Source organism: Pseudonocardia sp. NPDC049154 (assembly GCF_040648315.1).
In the GTDB taxonomy this organism is placed as follows: domain Bacteria; phylum Actinomycetota; class Actinomycetes; order Mycobacteriales; family Pseudonocardiaceae; genus Pseudonocardia.
Genome location: NZ_JBEZDN010000051.1, coordinates 36,824 through 52,370 on the forward strand (window position 1 = coordinate 36,824; position 15,547 = coordinate 52,370).

A 15,547-nucleotide genomic window follows, 5' to 3' on the forward strand; every position below is an offset into this window, starting at 1 on the left:
ACCAACGCAGCCGTTTCATCACGATGAGGTACACAGCGCGGCGCAACACCTGCGAAACACGGCCCACCTACCGTCGGGCCGTGCCCGAGGTGCTCTTCGACGTCCGCTGGCCGGACGGCTCCACGCAGTCCTTCTACTCCCCGTCGCTGATCGTCGAGGAGTACTTCCGCGCAGGTCACACGTATCCGGTGGGCGACTTCGTCGACACCAGCCGGACCTGCATGCGGATCGCCGACCAGCGCGTCCGGCAGAAGTACGGCTTCGGCTGCGCCCAGTCCGTCGCGACCATGGCGGGCATCGAGCAGGCCGCGGCCCGGTTCGCCGCCGACGAGCACGTCACGCTGGAGGCGTTCCGGCGCCAGGCGGGCGCTGGACCATACTGACCCGGTGACCGGCGAACGACGGGCCGCGGTGCTCGGCTCCCCCATCCGCCACTCGCTGTCCCCGGTGCTGCACCGCGCGGCCTACGACGCGCTCGGCCTCGCCGGCTGGTCCTACACCGCGCACGAGGTCGACGAGGCCGGGCTCCCGGCGTTCGTCGACGGGCTCGACGACACCTGGGCCGGGCTCTCCCTGACGATGCCGCTCAAGCGTGTCGCCCTGGAGGTCGCGAACCGGGTCAGCCCGCTGGCCGCCGCCACCGGCGCCGCGAACACCCTGGTCCTGCGCCCCGAGGGACGGCTGGCGGACAACACGGACGTGGCCGGGATCGTCCGCGCGCTGCAGGCGGCGGGCGTCGGCGTGGTCGAGCGGGCCGTCGTGCTGGGCGCGGGCGGCACGGCCCAGGCCGCGCTCGCAGCGCTGCGCGAACTGGGCACGAAGGACCCGGTCGTCCTGGTCCGGGAGGCCGGCCGCGCCGGCGAGCTGACCGCCGCCGCCGAACGCCTCGAGGTCCAGCCCGAGATCCGGGCCCTGCTGAGCGGGTCGACCGCCGACCTCGCCGCCGCGTCGGGGCTGCTGACCGAGGCGGACGTCGTCGTCTCGACCCTGCCCGCCGGGGCCGCCGACGAGTTCGGCGGACTGCGCTGGAATCCCGCCACCGTGGTGCTCGACGTGATCTACGCCCCCTGGCCGACGGCCCTCGGCGCCGGTGCGGCGGCCGCGGGCTGTCGGGTCGCGAGCGGGCTGGACATGCTGCTGCACCAGGCGGTCGCGCAGGTCGAGCTGATGACCGGCCGCCCGGGCCCGGTGGAGGCGATGCGGACCGCGCTCGACGAGGCGGTGTTGGCCCGCTCCTGAGCGCAGTATGGATCCATGACGCGCCCCGGGAGGTGGGTCGATGAGCGTCGACAGCGAGCTCGAGGCGGCGATCGAGGAGCTGCTCGCCGCCCGGTCCGGCACCATCTGCCCGTCCGACGCCGCCCGCCGGGTCTCCCCCACGGACTGGCGCGACCTGATGGAACCGGCCCGCGCCGCGGCCCGCCGCCTCGTCGCGGCCGGGCAGGTGGAGATCACGCAGAAGGGCGAGGTCGTCGACCCGGACACGGCCCGCGGACCGATCCGGATCCGTAGGGTCCACTGAGTGAGCGACACCTACACCCACGGCCACCATGACTCGGTCCTGCGCTCGCACCGCAACCGGACCGTCGAGAACTCGGCCGCGTACCTCGCGCCGCTGCTCCGGCCCGGTCTGGACGTGCTCGACGTCGGCTGCGGGCCCGGCACCATCACCCACGACCTGGCGGCGCGCGTCGCGCCGGGCCGGGTCCGTGGGATCGACGTCGTCGAGGAGCCGCTGGTCGAGGCCCGCGCGCTCGGCGACACCGTCGAGTTCGCCGTCGACGACGTCTACGGCCTCGCCGATCCCGACGACTCCTACGACGTCGTCCACGCCCACCAGGTCCTGCAGCACCTCTCCGACCCGGTCGCCGCGCTGCGCGAGATGCGCCGGGTCGCCCGGCCCGGCGGGGTCGTCGCCGCCCGGGACGCGGACTACGCGGCCTTCACGTGGTTCCCGCACGACGAGCGGCTCGCGGCCTGGCTCGCCCTCTACCGCGCCGTCGCGCACGGCAACGGCGCCGAGCCCGACGCCGGCCGCCGCCTCCTCGCCTGGGCCCGCGCCGCCGGGTTCACCGACATCACCCCGTCCGCCTCGGTGTGGTGCTACGCCACGCCGGAGACCCGCGCCTGGTGGGGCGGGCTGTGGGCGGAGCGGATCGTGTCGTCGTCGATCGCCACCCAGGCGGTCGAGCGCGGCCTCGCCACCCGCACCGACCTGGAGGACATGGCCACGGGCTGGCGGGCCTGGGCCGCGAGCGCGGACGGCTGGTTCCTCGTCCCCCACGGCGAGATCCTGGCGCGCGCCTGAACGACCGTTCGGCGATTCCTCCTGAACGAACGCTCAGCCTTTCGCGGCGGAATCCTGCATGCTGGGGTGACCGCCGACACGAGGGAGTGCTGATGGCCGACATCGACGTCGTCGTCGTGGGGGCCGGGTTCGCCGGTCTGTACCAGCTGCACCGGGTGCGCGGGCTGGGCCTGCGCGCGCGGGTGTTCGAGGCCGGCAGCGGCGTCGGCGGCACCTGGTACTGGAACCGGTATCCCGGCGCGCGCTGCGACGTCGAGAGCCTCGAGTACTCGTTCTCCTTCTCCTCCGATCTGGAGCAGGAATGGGAGTGGACCGAGCGCTACCCCGCCCAGCCGGAGATCCTGCGGTACGCCGAGCACGTCGCCGACCGCTTCGACCTGCGCCGCGACATCACCTTCGACACCCGGGTCACGCACGCCACCTGGCGCGACGACCGTTGGGAGATCCGGACGGACGGCGGCGAGGAGCTGACCGCCACCTACTGCGTCTTCGCCACGGGCTGCCTGTCCGTGCCCAAGGAGCCCGACCTGCCCGGCGTCGAGAGCTTCGCCGGCCCGACGTACTTCACCTCGCGCTGGCCGCACGAGGACGTCGACTTCACCGGCCGGCGGGTCGCGGTGATCGGCACCGGGTCCTCCGGCGTGCAGTCCATCCCCGTCATCGCCGCGCAGGCCGCCGAGCTGACCGTCTACCAGCGCACCGCGAACTACGTCGTCCCCGCGCGCAACGCCCCGCTCGACACCGCCGCCCAGGACGCCCGCAAGGCGGAGTACCCCACCTACCGGAAGCTGGCCCGCGAGTCGCTCGCCGGCCTGCTCGGCACGCCGTCCGAGGTCTCGGCCCTGTCCGTGACGCCCGAGGAGCGCACCGCGGCGTTCGACGAGGCCTGGGAGCGGGGCGGGCTCGGGTCGTTCCGGCAGTCCTTCGGCGACCTCGGCCTCACCCTGGAGGCCAACGACACCGTCGCCGAGTACATCCGCGGCCGGATCCGCGGGATCGTCGCGGACCCGGAGACGGCCGACGCGCTCGGCCCGAAGGACCACCCCTTCGGCACCAAGCGCCCCTGCCTCGACACCGGCTACTTCGAGACCTACAACCTCCCGCACGTCCGGCTCGTCGACCTGCGGAAGACGCCGATCGTCGCGGTCGAGCCGACCGGCGTGCGGACCACCGACGAGTTCGTCGAGGTCGACGACCTGGTCCTCGCCACCGGGTTCGACGCGATGACGGGCGCGCTGCTGGCCGTCGACGTCCGCGGCCGGGACGGCGTGCGGCTGCGCGACGCGTGGGCCGAGGGCCCGAGCACCTACCTGGGCCTGGGCATCGCCGGGTTCCCGAACCTGTTCACCATCACCGGGCCGGGGAGCCCGTCGGTGTTGTCCAACATGCTCGTGTCGATCGAGCAGCACGTCGACTGGATCACCGACTGCCTCGCCACGCTGGCCGGCCGCACCATCGAGGCGGACGAGCAGGCGCAGGAACGGTGGACCGCCCACGTCGCCGAGGCCGGCGCGCAGACCCTGATGCACCACGCGAACTCGTGGTACCTGGGCGCGAACGTGCCGGGCAAGCCCAGGGTCCTGCTGCCGTACGTCGGCGGGGTGGGCCCCTACCGGCAGATCTGCGACGACGTCGCCGCCAGGGGTTACGAGGGCTTCCGGCTGACCGAGACCGCGTAGCCGCCGCCGGTGTAGGGCTCGCGGTCCCAGGTCGCGAAGCGGTCCTCGGCGGCGAGCCCGGCGGCGGTGCACCAGGCGTCGTACTCGTCGAGGCCGGGCCAGCCCACCTGCAGGCTGAACCCGGCGATCAGCCGGCCGCCCGGCGCGAGGTGCCGGGCGCTGCCGGCGACGACCCCGGCCCGCTCCCGCGCGTAGGGGATCACGTTCCCGGCCAGCACCACGACGTCGAACCTGTCGGTGATGTCCAGGTCCTCCAGGCCGCTGCGGATCCAGCGCAGCTGCGGCGCCTTGGCCGTCGCGGCGGCGATCATGTCCGGGTCGGGGTCGACGCCGACCACGGCGATCCCGCGGCGGGCCAGCTCGATGCCGACGCGCCCGGTGCCGCAGCCGCCGTCGAGCACCGAGGCCGGGGAGTACGCGGCGACGAGGTCGGCCTCGCCGTGGATGTTCCTCCCGGCGGCGGCGAGGGCGTCCCAGCGCGCGTCGTAACGGCCGACCTCGACCGTGTCCTTCCACTGCGACCAGTTCTCGGGGAGCGGCACACCCCCAGCCTAGGACGCGCTCACACGACGGCGCGCGCGGCGAGGCGTTTGCGCAGCCACCGCCCGAGCCGCATCCCGCGGTAGTCCGGGTGCACGAGCAGGACCAGCTCCCCGTCCGCACCCGGTGCCGACCCCTCCAGCACGGCACCGAGCCCGACGAGCGCGCCCGCCTCGTCGCGCACCACGAGGGCAGGCCCCCGGGGCGTGACGAGCAGGTCGCGCAGCTCGCGGTCGGTCCAGCTGGCGGTGTAGCTCTCCGCCGGCCCCAGGGCGGCGAGGCAGGCGCAGAGCAGGTCCTCGACGGCGCCCACCTCGTCGCCGGTGGCGGGCTCGGCGACCAGCTCGTCGCCGGAGAGCAGCACGATCTCCCACCGCGACCGGACCGGCTCGAGGTCCGCCGCGCGCAGGAACGCCACCGCGCGGGCCCGTTCGGTGACCGTGAACGGCGCCCAGTCGCGCAGCGCGACCAGCCAGCCGCCGTTGGGCGCCGGCACGGACAGGACGTGCGGGTGGTGCGGGGGCTCGGTGGGCCGGAGCCGGACGTCGTCGGCGTGGACGAGCGCACCCAGGCCGCGGGCCAGCGCGGAGTCGTCCCCCGCGGCCGCGCCGCCGACCGCCTGCACCGCGAGGTCGAGGGCCCGGGTGGGCGCGTCGACCAGGTCGTGCGGGTCGGCGGGGGTGACGAGGACGGCGCCGGGGTCCTGGGTGCCGAGCCCCTCGCGGATGGCGCGGGCCAGCTCGTCGGCGCCCCGCGAGGACCCGACGAACATCTCGTCGACGACCGAGCGCGAGTCCTGCCCGTGCACCGCGAGCCCGAGGATGTTGCCCTCGGCGCGCGCGACCGCCTCGGTGAGCCGGGCGAGCGCGCCGGACTCGTCCGGCAGCCGGACGCGGACCTTGTGCAGCACCTGCGGGTCGCCGGGGCCCCCACCCCGGCCGCCGGGCTCCTCGTCGTGGTGGGCCGGCTGGTCCGGCACCACACGCAGGTGCGGTGGCGGCGGTGACCCGGCGGTGCCGTGGATCAGCGACTGGCCGGGCCCCACGGCGCGGTGCCCGATCGCCCGCAGCGCGGCCCACATCGTCACCTGGTTCGCCGTGATCACCGGCTTGCCGAGCAGGCGCTCCAGCGGGGCGATCACGTCGTAGGTGGACAGGTTGGTGCAGCTGATGAACACGGCCTCGGCCTCGGGCCGGTCGGCGCCGCGGACCGCGCGCACGACCTCGTCGTAGGACACCCGCCAGATCTGGCCGAGCAGCCCCAGCCCGACGCTCGCGACCGTGTCGATCCCGTGCGCGGCGAGGAACTCCTCGAGCCGGCGGGTCAGGTCGTCCACGTACGGCGTGACGACGGCGACCCGGTGGACGTCGAGGGAACGCAGGCCCTCGACGAGCGCCCCGGCCGTGGTGAGCGCGTGCGGCGCGCCCGCCTCGCGGATCACCCCGGTCAGCGCGATCTCGCCCGCCGCGCCGTCGACGAAGCTGCCGGACGTGCAGGCGTAGGCGACGACCCCGGGCTCGGGGACGAGCACGTCCCGGGTGGCGCGGCGCACCGGATCCGGGTCGGAGATCGCCCGTGCCATCTCGGCGGTGACCGGCGACGGCACGAACGGCGTGCGCGTGACGTGCAGAGCGGCGTCGTCGGGCACCCAGCGCCAGAGCTCACGGTCCAGCGCGAAGTCGAACGGCACGATCACGCCGACCCCGGAGGTCGGCGATGGGCCGGGCGCGGCCAGTGCCTCCACGCCGTGCTCACGGCCACCCACGGGGCCCCCGACGCTCTCCTGCATACCGCCACGGTGGATCTCCCGTGTGTCGGCACCGGATCCGGCGTGTTGCCGGGAGGTAAGGGGGCCGGACATCCCGGCGAGCCGCAGCTCAGCGGGATGTGATCCCCGCGGTCGCCGGCGGCGAGATCCCCTCGGCCTCCGCGTGCCGGCGCAGGGTGGTCAGCGCACGGTGCTGCATCGCCCGGACCGCGCCCGGCGTGCTGCCGACGACCGCCGCCGTCTCGTCGGCGGACAGGCCCAGCGCCACCCGCAGCACGAGGACCTCGCGGGCGGCCGCGCTCAGCCGGTCGAGGGCCGGCCGCAGCCGCGCAACGTCGTCGTGCACCAGCGCCCGCTCCTCGGGTCCGGCCGAGCGGTCCGGGCGGTCCGGGACCAGGTCGGCCAGCTCCGGGCTGCGCGCGGCGGCGCGGTAGGCGTCGCCCACCTCGTGCACGGCGATCCGGTGCACCAGCGCCAGGAACGGCCGGCCGCGGTCCTCGTAGCGGGGCAGCGCCCCGAGCACGCCGATGCATACCTGCTGGGCCAGGTCCTCGGCCGTCAGGCCCGGCAGGACGGTCCCCATCCGCGCGCGGCAGTAGCGCAACGCGAACGGCCGCACGATCCGCAGGACCTCCGCGACGGCCGTCGGATCCCCCGCCGACGCCCGCGCCACCGTCTCCCGGTCCGGTCCCTCCGGCCGTCTCGCGCGCTCCCCTGTCTCCCGTCTCCCCCTCAGCACCCCCCGACCATGGCCCGAAGCGCTCTCCGAGCGGTAGGACGGGGCTGAGAGGAGCCTGTGAGCCGGACGGCGGAATCGGGTTGACGGGTCCGGGGTTGGGCGAGGGGTGAAGGTCGAGATCTGGTCCGACGTCGTCTGCCCGTGGTGCGCGCTGGGCCGGCGCCGGTTCGCCGCGGCGCTGGCCCGCTTCCCGCACGCCGACGAGGTCGAGGTGCGCTACCGCAGCTTCGAGCTCGATCCGGGGGCGCCGCGGCGGCACGAGGGCGACCGCGAGGAGCGGCTCGCCGCGAAGTTCGGCAGCGACCGCGCCCAGGTCCGCGCGATGCACGACCGGATGACGGACCTGGGTGCCGCGGAGGGCGTCGCGTTCCGGTTCGAGAAGGCGCAGGACGGGTCGACGGTCGACGCCCACCGGCTCCTGCACCTGGCCTGGGACGAGGGCGGCGCGGCGCTGCAGGAGACGCTGAAGGAGCGCCTGCAGCACGGCTACTTCGCCGAGGGCGAGCCGATCGGCGAGCCCGACGCCCTCCGCCACCTCGCGCTCGACGCGGGGCTGCCGGGGGCGGCCGTCGACCGCGTCCTGGCTTCCGACGAGTACCTCGACGCCGTCCGCGCCGACGAGGGGAAGGCCCGCCGCTACGGCATCACCGGCGTCCCGTTCTTCGTGGTCGACGCGACCTACGGCGCCTCCGGCGCGCAACCCGCCGACGCCCTCCTCCAGCTGCTGGAGAAGGCGCGGGAGGAGGGTCGGACCCGCTCTGCGTGAGCGGTCAGGTCTCCGCCTCGCGCCAGGGGTGCGTGTCGGCGATCGCCTCCATGGACGTGACCACGCCGTCGCGCAGGCGGATGACGTGCGCGAACCGTGCGGAGAACGACTTCCCCGTGCTCCGGTGCGTCGCGTCGTACCACCCGAGCGCCACGACGACGTCGTCGCCGACCGCCAGGAACTCGTCCGGCACCACCCGGAACGGGTCCCAGTTCTGCGCGCTGTACGAGAACACCTCCTCGACGACGGCGTCCCGGCCGGTGTACGTCCCGGCCACCGCGAGGCCGTCGGGTTCGATCCAGGTGATCTCCGGGTCGAGCAGGGCCAGCACCGCGGGCAGGTCGCCGCGGGCGAAGGCCTCGTACATCGTGCGCACCGCCCGGACGGCGGCGCCCTCGGTCACGGTCTCTGGTGTGGTCATACGTCCTCCTTCGCGAGATCACCTGTTCCGTGCGTGTCGAACAGCGGTTCTCAGGCAGGGACGAGGGCGGCCAGGACCGCCAGTGCGGCGCCCGGGCCGATCGGCGGCACCAGGATCGGCAGCTCCACCCCGGCCTCGCGGTAGCGCGCCAGCCGCTCCCGGCAGCGCGACTCCGGGCCCAGCAGGCAGAAGGAGTCGAGGAGGCGGTCGCTCAGGGCGGCCCCGCCCTCGCCCCGCGCCATCCGGTCGGTCTCCTCGACGAACCCTTCCGACCGCCACATCCGGCGGAAGAACGGGAAGGTCGTGTAGAGCGCGAGGTTCTGCCGTGCGAGGTCGCGCAGGGCGGGCGAGTCGTCGCCGACGAAGGTCGGGAGCCCGAGCGTCACCTCGAGCGGGCCGAGCTGCGGCGCCCGCTGCCGGCCCCGGGCGATCACCTCGCGGCTGCGCTCCACCCGCTCCGGCGACCACATCGTCGGCATGATCCCGTCGGCGACCTCGGCGGCCCGCTCGACGGCGCGCATCCCGAGCGTCGCGTGGTGGATCGGCACGGCGACCGGCGCGGGCTGCTGCGGCAGGTGAGTGGTCGGGCCCTTGCCGGCGAACCAGTCGCGCAGCTCCGCGGTGTAGCGCAGCAGGTCACCGCCCGGATCGTCCATCGCGATGCCGAGCGCGGTGTTGACCGGCTGGTGGCTCACGCCGAGCCCGAGCACGAACCGGCCGCCCGTGTCGTCGGCGATCAGCTCGGCGCCCTTCGCGAGCACGTACGAGTGGCGCAGGTAGATGTCGGCCACCCAGGTCCCGACCCGGATCCGGCTCGTCGCGCCGCCCATGACCTGGGCCGTGGTGAGCGTGTCGCTGTTCACCTCGGCGCTCAGCACCGCCGCGAAACCCGCGTCCTCGGCGGCACGCGCGACCTCCCGCACGTCCGCCGCCCGCCAGCCCGCGCCGGGGATCACCGCGACCCCGATCGGCTCCGTCGCCATGCCGGGATGGTCCCGCCGGCGCGGCGGGTCGGGCCATACGCGGATGTGCGTACCCTCAGGCGGGCAGGGGCAGGAAGTCGTCGACGGCGCCGTCGCCGTAGAGGGCGACGAGGCCGGCGGAGATCCACATGAGGGCGGCGAGGTAGTCGTCGCCCAGCTCCTCGGCGACCGGGCCGATCGCCTCAGCACGGTCGGCGTCCGAGCCGAGGATCCCGATCACGCGGTCGACGGCTGCGGCCGGCCCGTCGCCGAGGGTCGAGCGGACCCACTCCGGGACGCGCGTGCGGGCGGTCGCCGGGATCGGGCGCGGGCCGTTGTTGGCGAGCCACCCGAGCAGGACGGCGAAGGCGAGGGCCTGCGCGGGCGCGCCGCCGGGCTCGTCCGGCGCCAGGTCGGCCGGCGCGGTCTCGCCGTCCGACGCCACCAGGCACCGGACCTCCTCCCGGGCCGGCTCGGGCGACGACGAGGCGAGGGTGTCCGCGACGGCCCGCCGCACCCGGTCGTCGATGATCTCGACGACCAGGTCGTCCTCCCCGGCCTCGGCGAGCGCCGCGACGCTGGCCTCGAGCACCTCCAGCCACTCCGGGTTGCCGTCGTACGGGCCGACCGCGCGCGCCGTGCGGATCTCCGCGACGGCGTAGCGCATCTCGTCGACGGGCTGCAGCTCCTCGACCTGGGCCGGGTCGAGCCCGTCGTCCCAGGTGTCGAGGCCGGGCAGGGTCGTGACCGGACGCAGCGGCTCGTGCGGCCGCCCGACCTTCTTCCGCCGCGCCGCGACCTTCGCCGCCCGCTTCTGGCCCCGCGACTGCTGCTTCTTCCCCACACCGCTCCTCGTGCGCGTTCCGGCGCTCAGTCCTGGGAGCAGACCGCCCCCTGCGCCGCCGACCCCACGAGTCTCGCGTACTTCGCCAGCACGCCCCGACGCCGCCCCGGGTCGCGCGGCGTCCAGTCCGCCCGCCGCTTCTCCAGCTCCTCCTCGGGGATGTCGAGGTCGAGGGTCCGGGTGGCCATGTTCAGCACGATCGGGTCGCCGTCCTGCACCAGCGCGACCGGGCCGCCGTCGGTCGCCTCGGGCGCGACGTGCCCGATGCACAGGCCCGTGGTCGCCCCGGAGAACCGGCCGTCGGTGACCAGCAGGACCTCCTTGCCCAGCCCGGCGCCCTTGATCATCCCGGTGACGGCGAGCATCTCCCGCATCCCCGGGCCGCCGCGCGGGCCCTCGTACCGGATCACCACGACGTCGCCGGGGACGACCGTGCCGTCGGAGACGGCGTCGAGGGCGCCCTGCTCGCCGTCGAACACCCGCGCGCGCCCGCGGAACTCGGCGGCGTCGAACCCGGCGCTCTTCACGACGGCGCCGTCGGGCGCGAGCGAGCCGCGCAGGATGGTGATCCCGCCCGTGGGGTGGATGGGGTCGGTCAGCGTGCGGATCACCGTGCCGTCGAGGCCCGGCGGGTCGATCTCGGCGAGGTTCTCGGCGACGGTGCGCCCGGTGACGGTGAGGGCGTCGCCGTGCAGGAGGCCGGCCTCGAGCAGGGCCTTCATCACCACGGGCACGCCGCCGACCTGGTCGACCGTGCTCATCACGTGGGCGCCGAAGGGCTTGACGTCGGCCAGGTGCGGGACGCGGTCGCCGATCCGGTTGAAGTCGTCGAGCTCCAGCGGGACCCCTGCCTCGGCGGCGATCGCGAGCAGGTGGAGCACGGCGTTGGTCGACCCGCCGAACGCCAGGACGACCGCGATCGCGTTCTCGAACGCCTCCCGGGTCATGATCTGCCGGGCGGTGATCCCCTTCTCCAGCAGCCCGACCACGGCCTCGCCGGACTCGCGGGCGATGCCGTCGCGCCGCCGGTCGACCGCGGGCGGGCTGGCCGAGCCCGGCAGCGCCATGCCCAGCGCCTCGGCCGCGCTGGCCATCGTGTTCGCCGTGTACATCCCGCCGCACGCGCCCTCGCCGGGGCAGATCGCCCGCTCGATCTCGACCAGCTCCTCGCGGCTGATCAGCCCGCGCACGCACGCCCCGACGGCCTCGAACGCGTCGGCGATGTTGACCTCGCGGCCGTCGACGTGGCCGGGCAGGATCGACCCGGCGTAGACGAACACCCCGGCCAGGTCGAGCCGGGCCGCGGCCATCAGCATCCCGGGCAGGGACTTGTCGCAGCCGGCGAGCAGGACGGTGCCGTCGAGCCGCTCGGCCTCCACGACCGTCTCCACCGAGTCTGCGATGATCTCGCGGCTGACCAGCGAGTAGTGCATCCCGACGTGGCCCATGGAGATGCCGTCGGACACCGAGATCGTGCCGAACTCCATCGGGTAGCCGCCGGCGCGGTGCACGCCCTCCTTCGCCGCCTGCGCCAGGCGCTGCAGCGAGAGGTTGCACGGCGTGATCTCGTTCCAGCTCGACGCGATGCCGATCTGCGGTTTGGCGAAGTCCGCGTCGCGCATCCCGACGGCCCGGAGCATGCCGCGGGCGGCCGTGCGCTCGATGCCGTCGGTGACCTGGCGGGACCGGGGCTTCAGATCGGGCATGGGAGGCGCTCCTCGTCGATCGCAGCTGCGTGGTGGGCTCAGGGCCATCGTGCTCCCTCACGGCCGCCTCGGCAGCCCCTCGGAGCCACAAGATCGACGAGGGACGATCCGGACTCCGGGCACGTCCGGTCGACTTGCGGTCACGGCCCGTCACCTGTATCGCGCGCCGTCGTTGCGGCTTCGGGAACGGGCGAAGGGACGACGAGAAGATGGCACGACACGCCTGGCGCGCCGAGGGCGGCCGGCGACGTATCACGGGGCTCGCCGCGGCCGGCGCGCTCACCGCGCTGCTCGGCGGCGCGGCCCTCACCGGCGCGGCGTTCGCCGACGACGGGCACTGGAACCACACCGACGGCACGCCCTGCTCGAAGCAGGCCCGGGCGTGCGTCGACCTCGCCGGCAACCAGGCGTGGCTGATCCACGACGGGAAGATCACCCGCGGCCCGGTCGGCATCTCGCACGGCGGGCAGGGCAAGGAGACCCCGACCGGGGACTTCGAGGTCCAGTGGAAGGACAAGGACCACAGGTCCGCGGAGTTCGACGACGCCCCGATGCCCTACTCGGTGTTCTTCGCCGACGGCGGCATCGCCTTCCACGAGGGCAACCCGCAGAACCCGTCCGCGGGCTGCGTGCACCTGGGCCACGACGACGCCGTCGCCTGGTACGACGACCTGGAGGTCGGCGACGAGGTGGAGATCCACTAGCGGACACGACGAAGGGCCCCGCACCTCGGAGGAGGTGCGGGGCCCTTCGGCCGTGCGCGGGTCAGCTCGTGGCGCGGTCCCGGCGGACGTTGGCCCGCCGACCCTTCAGGGTGGTGACGCCGCGCAGGGAGCGCAGCACGTCGTCCGCCGCGTGCTCGGGGATCTCGACCAGCGTGTGCCGCTCGTGGATCTGGATGGCCCCGATGTCCCGGCCGGACAGCCGCGACTCGTTGGCCAGCGCGCCCACGATGTCCTGCGGGCGGATGCCCGCGGCCCGGCCGGCGGAGACGAACAGGCGCGTCGCGCCCTCCTTCGGCGGACGGGCGCCCTGGCCACGGCTGCCGAAGCGGCCGCCCTCGCGCGGGCCGCCACGGTCACCGCGGTCGCGGGGACCCCGGCCCTCGCGGGGCGCGGACATGGTCGGGATGTCGATCTCGTCGTCCGGGGTGGTCGTGCCCGCCCGGACCAGCCGCACGGCCGCGGCCGCCACGTCCGCCGGGTCGAACTCGTCGGCCAGGGACTCGATCATGGCGAGGACGCCGTCGGGGTCCGAGTCCGCGTCCTGCCGCAGGTCGGCGACGATCTGCTCCTGCAGCTGCGCGCGGGTGCGGTCCAGCCGGGCCTGCTTGAGGTCCGCGACCGTGGGCACCGGGGCGACCGGCACGCTCTTGCCGATCAGCCGCTCGATGTTGCGCAGGTGCCGGATCGCGCCGTTCGGGACGAGCGTGATCGCGACGCCCTCGCGCCCCGCGCGGCCGACCCGACCGATGCGGTGCACGTAGGCCTCGGGCGACTTCGGCACGTCGTGGTTCACGACGTGCGAGAGCTGCTCGATGTCGAGCCCGCGGGCCGCGACGTCCGTGGCGACCAGCAGGTCGGTGCGGCCGTTGCGCAGCCGCTCGACGACGCGGGTGCGGTGCTCCTGGTCCATGCCGCCGTGCAGCGCCTCGGCCCGCAGGCCGCGGGCGGTGAGGGTCTCGGTGACGGCGTCGACGTCCGCGCGGGTCCGGCAGAACACGATCGCGGCGGTGGGCCGCTCGAGCTCCAGGATCCGGCCGAGCGCAGTGGTGGTGTGGGTGCGCGGCACCATGTAGGCGGTCTGCCGCACGCGCGGCGCCTCGCCGGCCGGCACCTCCTCGCGCGCGATCCGCACGGTGACCGGGTTGCGCAGGTACTCGCGGGCCAGCGACTCGATGCGCCGCGGCATGGTGGCGGAGAACAGCACCGCCTGCCGCTCGTCGGGGGTGGCCTGCAGGATCGTCTCGATGTCCTCGGCGAAGCCCATGTCGAGCATCTCGTCGGCCTCGTCGAGGACGACGGTCTCGAGCGCGTCGAGGGACAGCGCGCCGCGGTTCATCAGGTCGATCGCGCGGCCCGGGGTGGCCACGACGACGTCGACGCCGCGCTTGAGGGCGCCGAGCTGCGGGCCGATCGGGGCGCCGCCGTACACGGCGAGCACGCGCGCGCCGATCTCGGAGCCGTAGCGGGTGATCGCGTCGTTGACCTGCATGGCCAGCTCGCGGGTGGGCGCGAGGACCAGGCCGAACGGGCGGCGCTCGCCCCCGCGGTCGGTCTCGCTCAGGCGCTGCAGCATGGGCAGCGCGAACGCGGCGGTCTTGCCGGTGCCGGTGGCGGCCTGGCCCAGCAGGTCGCGGCCGTCGATCAGGGAGGGGATCGCCTCGGCCTGGATCGGGCTGGGGCTCTCGTAACCGAGCTCGGCGAGCACGCCGAGGATGCCGGGCGCGAGGCCCAGCTCGGCGAAACCGCTGCCGGTCTCGGTGTCGGTGTCGTCCCCGTCCTCACGCTCGGAGGCGAGGTCGTTCTCGAAGTCGTCGAAGTCGTTCTCGGGCAGGTCCAGCAGAGTGCTCACTCAAGTCCTCGTCGCAGCGGGGTGGGCGACCGACATCCGGACGGACGACGCACCCGCGGGGAAGCCCGCGGGCCCGGAGCGGCTCGGTACCGCCTGAGAAGGACCATGGGGCTCTCGGCTGACGTCATCGCTGACAGCCGACGGCACCCATTGTCACACGTGGGTCGCGGGAGATCGCGGCGGGCCGGGGTCCTGCCCGCCTCCACGGGGATCAACAGCCCTCGGGGCCGGTCTGTTCCCGTCCGTTCCCGCCCTGTTCAACGCCGTGATCGCGTGTCGAGTGTGATCCCGTGCGGAGCGGACGTGGATCCGGTCACCATTCCACCCGGCGTTCACCCGCCGTAGGGAACCTCGGACGGGTGAGCCTCTCGACGCCCGCCCCGACCACCGACCTGCGCGTCCCGGCCAACCTCCGCGACGTCGGCGGCCTGCCGACCGCCGACGGGCGCCGCGTGCGCGCCGGCGAGTACCTGCGCAGCGACGCCCCGCAGCCCGGCGACCTCACGACCGTCGTCCCCGGCACCGTCGTCGACCTGCGCTCGACCGCCGAGACGCGCGGCCTCGCGCACCCGCTGACCGGGGTCGCGGACGTGCACGCCGTGCCGCTCGGGGCCTCGCTCGCGCCGGGCGTCGTGGCCGCAACCCCCGCCGACGAGCGCGACCTCGCCTGGGCCTACCGGCTGCTCGTCACGGAGGCGGCGGCCGAGATAGCGCGGATCGTGCGGATCGTCGCGCGCTCCCGCGGGCCGGTGCTGGTGCACTGCGCCGCGGGCAAGGACCGCACCGGGATCGTCACGGCCGTGGTGCTCGGCGTGGTCGGGGTGCCGCGCGAGCACGTCGTGGCGGACTACCTGCGCACCAACGAGAACCTCGACCGCCTGTGGGCGCGGCTCGAGGCGGCCGGCGCTCCCCTGCCGGCCGACGTCCGGGGCCTGCTGGGCGTCGACCGCGCGGCCCTCGAGGCGGTGCTCGACGAGATGGAGGCGCACCCGTCCGGCCTGCGCGGGCACCTGCTGGCCCACGGCACCGACCCGGACGACCTCGACCTGCTCACCCGCCGCCTCGTCGGCTGACCCGCGCACGAACGGCGCCCTCGCTCACCCCTTGTGAACGAGGGCGCCGTTCGTCCTGCTCGAGCCTCGTGAGTGGAGGGGTGGCGGCGGGCACCACCGACCGCCACAACGAGGACTAATAAGACGCCCCAAGGCTGGCGACGGCGCCGACCGTAACAGACAAGATC

General features: G+C 74.7%; 15 protein-coding genes and 1 pseudogene. 8 read left to right on the forward strand and 8 right to left on the reverse strand.

Annotated features, from left to right (window positions below; all coding sequences use genetic code 11):
• Window positions 1-80: 80 nt before the first annotated feature.
• From AB0B41_RS23130 to AB0B41_RS23150, 5 genes are all read left to right on the forward strand, one after another.
• Window positions 81-383 (forward strand): MSMEG_0570 family nitrogen starvation response protein, encoded by a 303-nt coding sequence (locus AB0B41_RS23130; RefSeq protein WP_358206575.1) that lies wholly within the window; start codon window positions 81-83, stop codon window positions 381-383.
• Between the two features lie 4 nt (window positions 384-387).
• Window positions 388-1,239, forward strand: a complete 852-nt coding sequence (locus tag AB0B41_RS23135; RefSeq protein ID WP_358206577.1) for a shikimate dehydrogenase — start codon at window positions 388-390, stop codon at window positions 1,237-1,239.
• Window positions 1,240-1,279: 40 nt separating this feature from the next.
• A complete protein-coding gene (locus AB0B41_RS23140) occupies window positions 1,280-1,522 on the forward strand; it encodes a DUF3253 domain-containing protein (protein WP_358206579.1) in 243 nt (80 codons plus the stop codon).
• Window positions 1,523-2,308 (forward strand): methyltransferase domain-containing protein, encoded by a 786-nt coding sequence (locus AB0B41_RS23145; RefSeq protein ID WP_358206582.1) that lies wholly within the window; start codon window positions 1,523-1,525, stop codon window positions 2,306-2,308.
• A 92-nt stretch (window positions 2,309-2,400) separates the two neighbouring features.
• The gene (locus AB0B41_RS23150; protein WP_358206584.1) at window positions 2,401-3,987 is read left to right on the forward strand and encodes an NAD(P)/FAD-dependent oxidoreductase; all 1,587 of its coding nucleotides are present in this window, start codon (window positions 2,401-2,403) and stop codon (window positions 3,985-3,987) included.
• On the opposite strand, the gene AB0B41_RS23155 is transcribed toward AB0B41_RS23150, so the two are convergent.
• The 3 genes and pseudogenes from AB0B41_RS23155 to shbA form a co-directional block, all read right to left on the reverse strand.
• Entirely contained in the window at window positions 3,954-4,529 is a 576-nt protein-coding gene (locus AB0B41_RS23155) for a class I SAM-dependent methyltransferase (RefSeq protein ID WP_358206586.1), read from the reverse strand. The two genes, AB0B41_RS23150 and AB0B41_RS23155, sit on opposite strands and share 34 nt — an antisense overlap.
• 1,010 nt (window positions 4,530-5,539) lie before the next feature.
• A pseudogene (locus AB0B41_RS23160) lies at window positions 5,540-6,271 on the reverse strand (Asp/Glu racemase); the annotation flags it as partial.
• A 133-nt stretch (window positions 6,272-6,404) separates the two neighbouring features.
• The gene (gene shbA / locus AB0B41_RS23165; protein ID WP_358206588.1) at window positions 6,405-6,968 is read right to left on the reverse strand and encodes an RNA polymerase sigma factor ShbA; all 564 of its coding nucleotides are present in this window, start codon (window positions 6,966-6,968) and stop codon (window positions 6,405-6,407) included.
• A 172-nt stretch (window positions 6,969-7,140) separates the two neighbouring features.
• On the opposite strand from shbA, the gene AB0B41_RS23170 reads away from it, so the two are divergent.
• Entirely contained in the window at window positions 7,141-7,800 is a 660-nt protein-coding gene (locus AB0B41_RS23170) for a DsbA family oxidoreductase (RefSeq protein ID WP_358206591.1), read from the forward strand.
• Between the two features lie 4 nt (window positions 7,801-7,804).
• Here the strand turns inward: AB0B41_RS23170 and AB0B41_RS23175 are convergent, their stop codons facing one another.
• The 4 genes from AB0B41_RS23175 to ilvD are packed head-to-tail and all read right to left on the reverse strand — an operon-like array spanning window position 7,805 to window position 11,733.
• The gene (locus AB0B41_RS23175) at window positions 7,805-8,221 is read right to left on the reverse strand and encodes a nuclear transport factor 2 family protein (RefSeq protein WP_358206593.1); all 417 of its coding nucleotides are present in this window, start codon (window positions 8,219-8,221) and stop codon (window positions 7,805-7,807) included.
• 50 nt (window positions 8,222-8,271) lie between these two features.
• Entirely contained in the window at window positions 8,272-9,204 is a 933-nt protein-coding gene (locus AB0B41_RS23180) for an LLM class flavin-dependent oxidoreductase (RefSeq protein ID WP_358206595.1), read from the reverse strand.
• A 55-nt stretch (window positions 9,205-9,259) separates the two neighbouring features.
• A complete protein-coding gene (locus AB0B41_RS23185; RefSeq protein WP_358206597.1) occupies window positions 9,260-10,027 on the reverse strand; it encodes a hypothetical protein in 768 nt (255 codons plus the stop codon).
• A gap of 26 nt (window positions 10,028-10,053) precedes the next feature.
• A complete protein-coding gene (gene ilvD / locus AB0B41_RS23190; protein WP_358206599.1) occupies window positions 10,054-11,733 on the reverse strand; it encodes a dihydroxy-acid dehydratase in 1,680 nt (559 codons plus the stop codon).
• A 209-nt stretch (window positions 11,734-11,942) separates the two neighbouring features.
• Here ilvD and AB0B41_RS23195 point away from each other — a divergent pair, with 209 nt between their 5' ends.
• Window positions 11,943-12,437 carry a L,D-transpeptidase gene (locus tag AB0B41_RS23195; RefSeq protein ID WP_358206603.1) on the forward strand — a complete coding sequence of 165 codons (495 nt, stop codon included), beginning with the start codon at window positions 11,943-11,945 and terminating at the stop codon, window positions 12,435-12,437.
• 61 nt (window positions 12,438-12,498) lie between these two features.
• Here the strand turns inward: AB0B41_RS23195 and AB0B41_RS23200 are convergent, their stop codons facing one another.
• Window positions 12,499-14,307, reverse strand: coding sequence for a DEAD/DEAH box helicase (locus tag AB0B41_RS23200; protein WP_358206605.1), 1,809 nt, complete (start codon window positions 14,305-14,307; stop codon window positions 12,499-12,501).
• Window positions 14,308-14,666: 359 nt separating this feature from the next.
• Between AB0B41_RS23200 and AB0B41_RS23205 the strand changes: the two genes are divergently transcribed.
• Window positions 14,667-15,380 carry a tyrosine-protein phosphatase gene (locus tag AB0B41_RS23205; protein ID WP_358206607.1) on the forward strand — a complete coding sequence of 238 codons (714 nt, stop codon included), beginning with the start codon at window positions 14,667-14,669 and terminating at the stop codon, window positions 15,378-15,380.
• Window positions 15,381-15,547: the final 167 nt, after the last annotated feature.